The 12,424-nt window shown below is 30.9% G+C and carries 6 protein-coding genes; all 6 read right to left on the reverse strand.

All coding sequences use genetic code 11. The features are described from left to right. Positions 1-236: 236 nt before the first annotated feature. On the reverse strand, positions 237-410 hold the full coding sequence (locus tag BM119_RS19680) for a hypothetical protein (RefSeq protein ID WP_242948473.1): 174 nt from the start codon (positions 408-410) through the stop codon (positions 237-239). Positions 411-614: 204 nt separating this feature from the next. After that, positions 615-5,261 (reverse strand): non-ribosomal peptide synthetase, encoded by a 4,647-nt coding sequence (locus BM119_RS18660; RefSeq protein ID WP_090043223.1) that lies wholly within the window; start codon positions 5,259-5,261, stop codon positions 615-617. Positions 5,262-5,330: 69 nt separating this feature from the next. Further along, positions 5,331-6,854, reverse strand: a complete 1,524-nt coding sequence (locus tag BM119_RS18665) for an HAL/PAL/TAL family ammonia-lyase (protein ID WP_207647694.1) — start codon at positions 6,852-6,854, stop codon at positions 5,331-5,333. 12 nt (positions 6,855-6,866) lie between these two features. After that, a complete protein-coding gene (locus BM119_RS18670; RefSeq protein ID WP_177199509.1) occupies positions 6,867-10,220 on the reverse strand; it encodes a non-ribosomal peptide synthetase in 3,354 nt (1,117 codons plus the stop codon). Further along, positions 10,210-11,130, reverse strand: coding sequence for a class I SAM-dependent methyltransferase (locus BM119_RS18675; protein ID WP_090043225.1), 921 nt, complete (start codon positions 11,128-11,130; stop codon positions 10,210-10,212). The genes BM119_RS18670 and BM119_RS18675 overlap by 11 nt, the downstream gene beginning before the upstream one ends. A 33-nt stretch (positions 11,131-11,163) precedes the next feature. Next, the coding region (locus tag BM119_RS18680; protein WP_242948474.1) for a thioesterase domain-containing protein at positions 11,164-12,424 on the reverse strand (1,261 nt) is incomplete at its 5' end.

Raw genomic sequence — 12,424 nt, forward strand, 5'->3', positions numbered from 1 at the left:
GGTACAAAAAATCTTAAAGTTGCTAAAAATAGCTTAGGAATCTCATTAGTTATTTAACTGTAAAATTATTCAAGTAAAAATGCACTATTATAGTTTACTATTACCTTTTTTAGTATTTCTAAAAAATCATTAAGTATGCATTAAGTTTATAAAAAGTACAACCTATTAAACTAATTCGTCTTTTAATTTTTCATCAAACAAATCTTCTAAATAAACTACTTCAACATCATTTTCCTTTAGTTTTTAGTAAACATATCATGCTCTTCCCTTGCTACCTCCATATATGGAATATCTTCAAATAACAGCTTGTCTGAAAATTTTGGGGATAATTTTTCTAATTCATACCCTGGATGTACTAATACTTTTTTTAATATTCCAATTTCTGAATAAACATTTATATCATTTCTCAATCTAACTCTCCCTTTAAAATGTATATTAAAACTACCGCATTTCTTTATATTTTTTTACAGTAGTTCCTCCTTTGATTTTCTATAATAAACAACCTGTATATAAGCAAAAATATGCCTACATACAGGTTGTTAATAGTCTGCTAACTGACCTAATTAAGGACATGACACATTCTTTTGTATTCTATAAGTATCCTAATTTCATTATTAAAAATCAAATTTTAGCTCATCCTCGAATCCAATAGATCTTTTTTCAGAGTTACATGATATGTCTATATCTTTGATTCTAATCTTAGGATTCTCAATAATCTTTTTAATTAATTCAACATAAAGCTCTGCCAGGTATTGTACCATAGTATTTTCAAAGTATTCTTTTCTATATAAGATCCTAAATAAAACGTCTCTGCCGTTATTAATTCCCATCCAGTCCAATAAAAAATGAGTAGTATTTACCTTTAAATTGTATCGATGAAACTTTAATCCATCCATTTGTAAGTCGTTGTCTTGAATTTCATTTTCTCTAAATTCAAAAATTACGTTATCCAGTAAATGCCTTAAAGTCTCCTGAGATTGTTCACTTAGTTTTGGTAGAACAAGATTTAACGGACTTTCTTGATTTTCATATGCTCTGGAAGAAATATTTTTTACTTCTTTCAAAAATTCTGTAAATAGCATATTTTTTGATATTTTGCATCTTAATGGCATTGTATTGATAAAAACTCCTATAATTTTTTCAAAATCAGCACGTCTTCTTCCTGATAGCGGAATACTTATTAAAATATCTTCATTGCCACTTACCTTGTTAAGCAGTAAATATAAAACTGCTAAAAAAAACATATGTAGAGTAATTTCATTTTCTTTAGCTGTCTTGCTTATCTGCTCCATTATAGAAGCATCCAAATGCATATCATAATACTCTCCATCAAAATTACGTTTAACATAGACGTCATTTTTTGTAACTGGCAATCTTAAATCTGATATCTTTGAAGACAACTCAGAAATCCAAAATTCTTCCTGATTTTTTTCTTCCTGGGATTTAATAAATTCTTTCTGCCATTCTGAATAATCTTTATACTGGAATCTAAGATTTTCGCACTCAATTCCGTTATGAATCAAATTAAACTCTTTAATTAATATTTCAACGCTGATACCATCAAAAATAATATGATGAATATCAAATAATATATAATATTCATGAAATCCAGCTTTAAATAAAGTTGCTCTCAAAAGTGGAACTCCTTCCATGTTAAAAGGTTTAATAGCCTGTATTAATACATCATCAATATCTGCATCCCACTCTTTCTCTATATAGTTAATTTTAAAATCCACTTTTTTAATTATTTTCTGTACTGCTTCACCATTATAATTTGTAATAATAGTTCTTAATGATTCATGTCTTTGTATAATTTTATTTATTATGTTCTCCATCTTAGATATATCCGGCTCTCCAGTAATTTTAAATACCACTGGTATATTGTATCTTATACTATCAGGTTCTAATGCCTGCGCTAAATATATCCCCTGCTGAGCTATTGATAGAGGATAAAGTTCCTTTTCTTTTGCAGTCTTTAAATTACTTGCTGAATACTCATCATCAGCAGAGTTTAAGAGATTCTCAATACCTTTTATTGTTGGATTTTGAAAAAATGAAACTAAGGATATATTAACTTCAAATTCTTTTTGAACTTTTGCTAGTAACATCACTGAATTTAACGAATTGCCACCTAAATCAAAGAAATTATCAAACAAATAAACATCATCAACATCCAGTACTTCTTTCCATATTTTTTGAAGCCTCTTTTCTACATCATTGATAATCTTGTCTGAATCCCCTGTATTAAAACCATTTCTCTTAGGTTCTGATAAACTTTTTATATCTACCTTTCCATTCCTAGTTAACGGCATACTGTCAATTCGTATAAAAAATGCAGGTATCATATATGCAGGTAGTTCTTTTAACAGCTGCTCCTTAATTCTGTTATCTTCAACTTCATAATCTGTCACAATGTAAGCACATAAATATTTATTATCTTTATATTCTTTTAAAACTACTACTGTTTCCTTAATAAAGTCAAATTTTAATAACTGGTTTTCAATTTCTCCAATCTCAATTCTGAATCCTCGAATTTTTACCTGATTATCCTTTCTTCCTAGAAACTCAATATTTCCATCAGGCATGTATCTTCCAATATCTCCCGTTTTATACATCATGCTTCCATCATTAGGATTAAAACTATCTAAAAAGAAGGATGCTTCTGTTTTGGCTAAATCATTTGAGTAACCTCTTGCCACGCCAACTCCGCCAATATAAAGTTCTCCTACTGAACCATAAGGTACAGGGTTTCTATACTTATCTAATATATAAAAATAATTATTATCTATTGGTTTACCATAAGGAATACTAGACCAGTTTTTATTTACTTCATTGATTAGATAATATATTGACCAGACAGTTCCTTCTGTTGCTCCTCCTAAACTTATAATTTGTGCATTTGGAAAAGATACTCTAATATTATCTGGTAATTTTGTTGGTATCCAGTCTCCGCTTAAGAAAACAAGTCTAATGGATTCTTGTAAAGAAGTATCATTAAATTTAGCATTTAGTAAAAAACTCATTGTTGAAGGTACAGAATTCCAAAATGTTATTTTCTCATTTTTGATAATATTCAATAACTTTTCAGGATTCCTTATTTCATCTTCTCCTGCAATAACTATCTGTCCGCCTGCAGCTAAAATACCAAATATATCATATACCGATAAATCAAAGCATATAGAAGTGACAAAAAGCAATTTATCTTTATTATTAACATTAAAAGTCCTGTTTACCCAGTTTATTAAATTAACAGCTGAATGATGCTCTATCATTACCCCCTTTGGTGTACCTGCTGAGCCTGAAGTATAAATTGTATAAGCAAATTCTTTAGAATCTTTATTAATATTGAGATTTTCAAAATAATGATCATCTGTATGGTCAAGATCAATTAAAACCTCTTTACAATTTCCTATTGTTTTCTTATGTTTACATTCCTTACAGGTTAAAACTAGTGAAACATCTGAATTTTTCACTATATATTCCTTTCTTGAATGGGGATACTCTGGATCTATTGGTACGTATGCTCCTCCTTCTTTTAAAATTGCAATCATACCAATTATCATTTCAAATCCCCTATTGGCCATTATTGCAACATTATCACCATTTCCAACTCCATTTGCTATAAGAGAAGTTGCTACGTAATTTGACTTATTATTCAATTCTTTATAAGTCATGTTCTCTCCATTAAATACCAAAGCAATATTATCCGGTGTCCTTTGAACCTGCTCCTCAAATAATTGATGTATTGTCTTATTATCAGGGTAATCCACATTTGTATTATTAAATTTGTGAATTATACGTTCTTTCTCTTCTTTATCCAGCATATTGATATTTTTTAAGTTTACTTTTGGATTGTTTATTACATCTTTTAAAATATTAATGAAATTTGCTGCCATTTTTTCTATTGTGTCTGAATAAAACAAATCAACATTGTAATCAATAGAACAATTAATCTTTTCTTCGGATTCAATAAATTCAAATTTTAAATCAAACATGGCAGTTCTGTTATAAACAGATTTCAATTCATCAAATTTAAGTCCGCCAGACTCCAACTCCCATTCCATGTTGCTTTGATAGGAAAACATTACTTGAAATAACGGATTGCGGCTTAAGTCCTTTTCTATATTGAGCTGGTTTATTACTATATCAAAAGGACATGCCTGGTACTGAAAACCTTCCATTACAGACCTTTTTGTATTTTCCATTGTCATAAGGAAGTCACTATCTCCATCCATTTCCTGATTTATTACTATGGTATTGGCAAAGAAACCTATAAGATCTTCAAGCTCTTTTCTAGTTCTATTTGCCACAGTAGTCCCTATTGAAATATCATTAGAACATGTATAACGAAAGATCATAATCTGCATTAAGGCCATTAAGAACATAAATTGAGTTACATGGTACTCCTGGCAAAAAACTCTAACATCCTTAAGAAGTTTATCCTCAATCTCAAAAGAAAATCTGTTACCATTATGAGTTAATACTGCTGGTCGTTGTTTGTTTGTGACTATCTCTCCATAATTGTGTCCAGTCAGCTTATTTAGCCAATATTTTTTCTGCTCAGTAAATGTATTATCATAGCAGATAAGATTCTTCCACTTTGAATAATCCATATATTGAATTGATAACTCCGGAAGCTCTATCTGCTTATTAGAAACAATATTATCATAAATCTTAGCAAACTCCTTCATCATTATACTTGTTGACCATCCATCAGATATAAGATGATGCATTGTCAGGCAGAATTCATGTTCATAGGAGCTTAGACGATAAAGTGTTCCACAAATTAAAAGCTCATGATCTAACTTAAAAATATAAGATGCATCTTTCTGAACCAATTCTTTAAGTTTATCTTCCTGTTCCTTTAAATCCAGATTAGAAAGATCCACCACAGAAACAGCTAATTTATAATCTTCACAAATGAACTGAACAGGTTTACCTTCAATTTCAATAAAATTTGCCTTTAATATTTTATGGCGGTCAATTATTTCATTTAATGCCCTTTCAAAACTATTAAAATCTATTTCACCTTTAAGCCTGATGCTGACTGAACAATTATAGACCGGCAGGTTAGGTTCTAATTGTTCAATAAACCACAATCTTCTTTGAGTAAAAGACAGAGGAAATCTATTCTTAGAATTTTCCCAGAATGATGGTATTGGTAAATCTAATAAGCTCATACCTTGTTCATTTAGCATTTCGGCAAACAATTCTTTCTTTTCAGCTGATAACTCCTCTAACTTTTCAAATATCTCATTCATTTAACTTCCCCTCCAATTCTACAGTTATATGGTGGATTAAACCGCACTAAAAAGTGCGGTAGTCAAAAGTTATCTTAAACCATCTATCCAATCATTTATGTGATTTCTTAAAAACATTCTTGATTTTTCCATATATACACTCATAATGCAGTCTTCTTGTATGAAAGGCACTTCTTTTCTAAACTCATTGTATATTTCCTGAGTTATAGGAGATAGAACCAACCCCTTATTCAACTCTACTGCCTGTGCTACTGCAAATAATTCATTACCAAGAATATACTCACTATTTTCAATGATTGTAGTCAATTTATAAGCAGATGTTCCTCCCATACTTACACTATCTTCCTGCATCTGACAAGTTGGAATAGTATCAATGCTGGCAGGTGTACATAATACTTTATTTTCATTTACTAAAGCGGCAGAAGAATACTGTGTTACCATAAATCCGGAATTTAGACCTGGATTAGAAACTAAAAAGCTTGGTAACCCTCTGTTGCCAGAGAACAATTGGAATGTTCTTCTTTCTGATATGGATACTAACTCACTTAATGCAATTGCAAGAAAATCCATCATAAAGGCCGTAGATTCACCATGCAATGCTCCACCAAAAAGAATTTTCTGATGTTCTGGGAAGAATAAGGGATTATCAGAAATACCATTTAATTCTCTTTCCATGACACCTTTAGCAAATTTATATGTCTGACGAATAGCTCCATGAACTTGAGGTATACAACGGAAAGAATATGGGTCCTGTTTTGATTTATTACATGTTGGTAATTTAAAGTGATTACTTTTTTCTAAGATTTTATTTAAGTTCGCAGCCACATCATGTCTTTCAGTATGATAAGATGTTTTATTATATATTTCACTATAGAATGTTTCTGAACAGCTAAATCCCTGTATGCTTAGAGAAGCAATTAATTCTGACCATTTGATCAATTTATCTATTTTCATAAGTGACAATACTGCCCAGGAATCAATGTATTGAACACCATTTGTTATAGCTAGACCATCTTTAGGTTCAGGCTCTATGACTTTCCAGCCTATTTCATCATAAACTTCAGAAGTCTTTCTAATTTCTCCCTTATAATGAACTGAACCAAGTCCAATTACTGGTAAACCTAAATGTGCCAATGGTGCTAAATCTCCACTTGCACCAACTGTTCCCTTTTTAGGAATTGTTGGAATGATATCATCGTTCCACAAATCAACGAAACGCTGAACAACCTTTAAAGATACACCAGTATTACCACTTCTGAATGTAAGTAACTTTATAAGTAATGCTAATCTTGAAACTTCCTCTGGTACTATCTCACCAATGCCGCATGCATGTGATAAAATATGATTAATTTGAAGTTTTTTTATTTCATCAGGCTTTACCCTTGTCTCACATAAAGAACCATAACCTGTATTTACACCATAAATATACATGTCATTCTTAACCATATCCATTACAAAGTCTGAACCTGCATTTATCTTTTCAACAACAGTCTCATCCAGTTCAATTTTAGGTTTATTCTCTAATAAATAGCTTAAATCCTCCACTGTATAAAAATCCATTTTTAATTTCCAAACATTTTTTTCGTTATTCATTTTCTTACTCCTCTATACTTTATTTTTTTTAACTTTTTTTAAATATTCATTTGCTTCATCTTCTGATAAATTCATAACTTTCTTTAAGTTCTGAGCAATTTTTTCTTGTATGTCTTCTTGATTATTGTTATTGTTCAAAATATTAGCTAAACCTCTTATTGTCTGGTTTTTAAAGAAATCCTTCAACGTTATATTTTGTTGGAATTTACTCCTTAAGCGGTTTGTTAATTGCATAGATAATAAGGAATCTCCTCCTATGTCAAAGAAGTTTTCGTCTACTCCAATTTCGTCAATTGCTAATAACTCCCTCCATATTAGATATATTTCCTTTTCCGTTTCGCTTTCAGGTAGTATCTTTTCTTCATTTATCTGAAGAAATTTAACATCCTTTGTTTGAATCAATTCTTTCTTGTTAATTTTATTACTGTGTGTTCTAGGAAGCTTTTCCATTAAAACATACTTTTGAGGCACCATATTCCTTGGAAGAAATCTCCTAAAATAATCTCTTAATTCTGTTACTTTAATTTCTTTTTTTGGAACAATATATGCAATCAGCTGCATTTGCTGGGTATTTCTTATATTATTTAAGACAACAGCACTTTCAAGGACTGTTTCATGGCTGTTAAGCACCCGCTCTATCTCATCAATCTCAACTCTCATTCCATTCAGTTTAATCTGGTTATCAATTCTGCCAAGTACTTGGATATTGCCATCAGGGAGCAACATTCCTATATCTCCAGTGCGATAAACATCAGGACCTGTATGAGGTAATATAGGATCCTTTAAGAATCTTTTCTTTGTTTCTACGGGATTTTTAAAATATCCAAGAGTAAGATACTCACTTTGAATATAAATTTCCCCAGGCACATTTATTGGACACAGCCTCATATTTTTATCAAGAATTAAAATTCTTCGTCCATCTATTACTTTCCCTACGTAAACAGGTGTTTCTCTGTTTACAATATCTGACAATGGATAAAATGTTGCCAAAACAGTTTCTGTAGGTCCATATAAATTTGTTATTTTATGTTTTGATTGATATATTTCCTTCCATCTCCAAATAAGTTCGGAGAGAAGTTTCTCACCTGAAAATAAAATATTTTTTAACTTGTCAAGTGAATATAAGTGCCCTAACTTTTTTTCTTCTTCAATGACTTCAATAATCTGTCTAAAATAACTTGGTACAACCTGAAGAATGGTTACATTATTTTCTTCAAGTATTTTTACTAGTTGAAGAGGATCATATTTTTTACTTCTTTCAGTTATTAAAAGAGAAGCACCAAAACATAAACTTCCAAAGATTTCGCAATATGAAGCGTCATATGTTATAGAAGCCCACTGAAAAAAGCATTCTCCCCTTGTAATATTAAATTGCCTGCTCTGCCACTGTAAAAATTGGCAAAAACTTTTATGAGATTGTACTATTCCTTTAGGTTGTCCAGTTGAACCTGAAGTATAAACTATGTAAGCAGGTGAATCAGGATCAATATAAATATTAGGATTACTTGAAGAAACTGCATCATCCTTTATACATATATATCTATAACCTCTCTCATCAACTTTTTCATCACTAACCATAAAAATATCGCACTTGTTTTCTCTGCTATAAGACTCCAATATATCCTCATTGGCTTTCTTGAAATTTTTATCTATCAATATCTTTGAAGGTAATACCTCATTTAATATAGTCAGTATTCTTTCTTTAGGATATTCAGTATCAATGTAGGTAAATACACCACCTGCTTTTATAACTCCCAGCATTGATACTATTACCATAAAAACATCTTCCATTATTATGGCAACAGGCTCTCCATTTACTAACCCTGCATTTATTAAACTGTCAGCCACCATATTAGCGACCTCATTTAGCCTGCCATAAGATACTTTTTCCCCTGTATCACTAATAAGTGCCAAAGTATTGTAATTTTCATTAACCTGTTCTTCAAATAGTTTTACTAAGGTAGAAGGTTGAAATTCTATATTGTCCAAATATTTGTCTGATAATATAACATCTTTTTCCTGAGGCGAAAGCATATCTATATCTTCAACCTTTTTCATCAAATTAGTTATAATATCTTCAATGATATTTGAAAGATGACACAACATTGCTTCTATCATCTCTCTACTATATTTTGAAGTGTTATAAGTTAAACTAAGCTCTATTCCTTCATGATCCATAACACCCAGTGTCAAGTCATAATTGCTGGTCTCATTCATAATAAAGTCTCCATAATTAAATACTCCAGAGCCACTAAGCATATTCATTGGATAATTATCAATAACAACAATAGATTCAAATAACTCTGCGTCGTTTTTTATCTCCAGATATTTTTTTAGATTTATAAGCGGAGTTTTCTCATATTCAACTTTCTCTTTAATATTAAGATTTATTTTTTTGCACAATTCAATAATACTTTCACTTTCTTCAGTTTTAACCCTGGTCACAAGAGTATTAATAAATAAACCAACTACATTTTCTAAATTACTCACTGGGCAGTTCCTGCCGGATACAACTGTTGCAAAAATAACATCATCACAATTCTGATATCTCTGCAATAAAATTCCCCAGGCACTATAAATCAAAGCAGCCAGTGTCAACTGATTTAAGTTAATGAAACTCTTAATATTCTTATACATGTCTAAATCTAATTTCAGCTTGCTATTTGAATATATCTCTGCACACTCTGAGCTCAACTGTTTTACTGGCATTTTCTCAAGGAACTCGTATGATTTTAAATAATTCACCCAGAATTTTTTCATTGAGGAATCGTCACATAGACGATTCCACTTGATAAACTCTGCAAATTTTGTCTTCTTTAGTACTGAAGGTTCTTTGCCATTTTGTATGCAAGAGTACATTTCATCAAATTCCTTTAGCAGTATGCCTGTGCTCCAGCCATCATATAAGATGTGGTGACTGCTGATGATCATCTCATACTTTTCTTCTTCTATGCGGCACAGCATAATTCTAAAAGAAACAGTTCTCAAATCAAATCCAAGTTTTCTATCTCTATCTTTTATCTCTACCAGCTCTTTTTCCTTGTTTTCAGAATTTATAAAATCATATAACTGAATTTGTAAATCATAATGCTTAAGCACAATCTGAATGGGATGCTCTATGTTTTCCCATCTAAATAGTGTTCTCAACATCTCATTGGTTTCCACAACTTTAAGCCATGCTTTTTGAAAAACTTCAATATCAACATTGCCATATAAGTCAACAGAAAGCTGCTCAAAATACTCATTTTTCTCTTTATTCATCAGATAGTGGAACAAAATCCCTTCTTGTATATTCGTTAATGGTGAAATGTTCTCTACATTTTTTCTATCTAATTTCATACTATTATCGACCATTTTATTCTTCACCCTTTATACCTGAAATGACATACATAACATATGCTCCGCCTGTGCTGAATTGTTTTTTTCTAATCTGTTCATTTTGCATCCTTGCTTCTTCTTTTCTTTTCTGCCACTGCTTGTGAAAAAACTCTAAATCTTCTTTTTTCTCACTTACAGTCTTAAAGTATCTTAGTGCCTGCTGGTAATCAAATTCGCCTTCATCATTTTCCAGCCATTCATTAAATGTATCTAGAAAAGTCTTCTCTTCCTCTGTGTCATATGGTGGAAAAATAGGACTTGCTTTATCTGATAGATAAACTTTTATTGATTCCAATCCAGTCTCAGCAAAATATCCAGGCAAAAGATCCCCTATTGAATTGTCACCTTCACCCAATATCCTTTTTCCTTTTTCGTACATCAAATAATACTTAAGTCTGTCTAAAGTTTCCTCTATAGCCTCATCATCTGTGATAGTGCTTTTCGCCAAGGCACCTGCAATATTGTTCATTTCTGCACAGATTAAAATTCCACCTTTTTTTAATACTCTTTTCATTTCTGATAAAGCTTTTAATGGATTTTTCAAATGAATAAGCACAGTCTGACATGTTACAATATCAAAAGTGTTATCCTCAAAAGGTAAATTTTCAGCATCTCCCTGCATAAATTTAATGGTTGCATTTCTTCTATAAAAGTATTCCTCTAACTCTGAATTACCTTTTGCCCATTTAGGATCGTAGTCTAAAGCGACAATTTCCACTGGCTGTTTTAAGTAATTGCTAAAAAGTTTACTCCAGTGGCAGAGTCCACTTCCTACATCCAACAAACTGGAATATTTACTCAACCCCCATCTTTTTGTTAATAATTCGAAATAATCTCTATTCCACCAAAAATTTCTATCTTCATTAAAATAATCTTCAGAATGTCCTTTTTCGATCATATTCTATACTCCAATCTAATATTTATTACTGCTTTATGAATTAATAATGCTATCAATAATTCCAACATTATACTTTAAGTTTCTCTCATCAAAAACCTCAAAATGTGTTCCTTTTGCCTTATAGTAGAAAATATCATTCATCGTCATATATTTCCAGTATTGTCCATCTGACAAATGTGGAGCTGTATCTTCAGATAGTATTACATTAATATCCGAATTAATTTTGCCTGAATTTATTATCTGTTGACAAAATTTAAAATACTCTCTGACTTTAAGCAGCATATCTTCTCTAATTTCTTCTGGTAAATACATCCATCCATTCTTTATGATAAATTCAGTCTCTAATCTCTTCGTCTCTTCTTCATTAATAGATGATGATCTTCCTTTTTGAATTGAATCTACCATGATTAACTTAGCAATTTCATGTCCTCTATTCTCCAACTCTTTAGCAACTTCAAAAGCAACATTACCACCGGCAGAATAACCAAGCAGATAGAAATCTCCCTCAGGCTGAATTTTTAATATCTGTTCTACATAACTATCTACATTACTATTTACAAAATCAATTGCATAAACTGCATAATTATTTATAAACGGTAAAATAGGTTTGTAGGTAGCAGCATGTCCTCCAACTGGAGGGAAACAGAACAAAGACTTGTCTCTTTTTGAATTTAGTAAAACCGGATAATTCTCTTCATGAACTATTGCTTCATAATTTCGAGTCTTCTCTATTAGCTGTGCCTGCTCTTTAATAGTCTGATATTTTAATACATGGGTAATAGAAATCTCTATTCCAAGTTCCTTTCTAATCTTTCCAGACAAAATTATTGCATTTAATGAATATCCTCCAATTTCAAAGAAGTTATCATTTATTCCCACTTCTTTAGTCTGTAAAACTTCACTCCATATTCTTACTAGAGTTTCTTCTATAACATTTCGTGGTGCTTCATAACTCGTTAATCTGTCTTCTAAGTTTGGTTTAGGAAGTGCTCTCCTATTAAGTTTTCCATTAGATGTTATTGGCATCTTGTCTAGTTTTACAAAGTAGGATGGTATCATATATTCTGGTAAGCTTTGTTTTAGGTAATCTCTTAAATTTAACTCATTAATTTCTTTTTCGCTTACTATATAAGCACAAATATACGTATCCTTACCTTCTATTACTATAACTGTTGCTTCTTTAACATCTTTATGTTGTAATAATATATTTTCTATCTCTCCAATCTCTATTCTAAATCCTCTTATCTTTACTTGGTTATCTATTCTATCTATGAAGTCTATATTACCATCTGGT

It is taken from the genome of Clostridium frigidicarnis, from assembly GCF_900111985.1.
In the GTDB taxonomy this organism is placed as follows: Bacteria; Bacillota; Clostridia; order Clostridiales; family Clostridiaceae; genus Clostridium_Z; species Clostridium_Z frigidicarnis.

What these genes read in the sequence shown, in the direction of transcription:
- BM119_RS18660 (WP_090043223.1), bottom strand. Translation starts at nt 5,261, where the DNA reads ATGAATGAGATATTTGAAAAGTTAGAGGAGTTATCAGCTGAAAAGAAA.
- BM119_RS18665 (WP_207647694.1), bottom strand. Translation starts at nt 6,854, where the DNA reads ATGAATAACGAAAAAAATGTTTGGAAATTAAAAATGGATTTTTATACA.
- BM119_RS18675 (WP_090043225.1), bottom strand. Translation starts at nt 11,130, where the DNA reads ATGATCGAAAAAGGACATTCTGAAGATTATTTTAATGAAGATAGAAAT.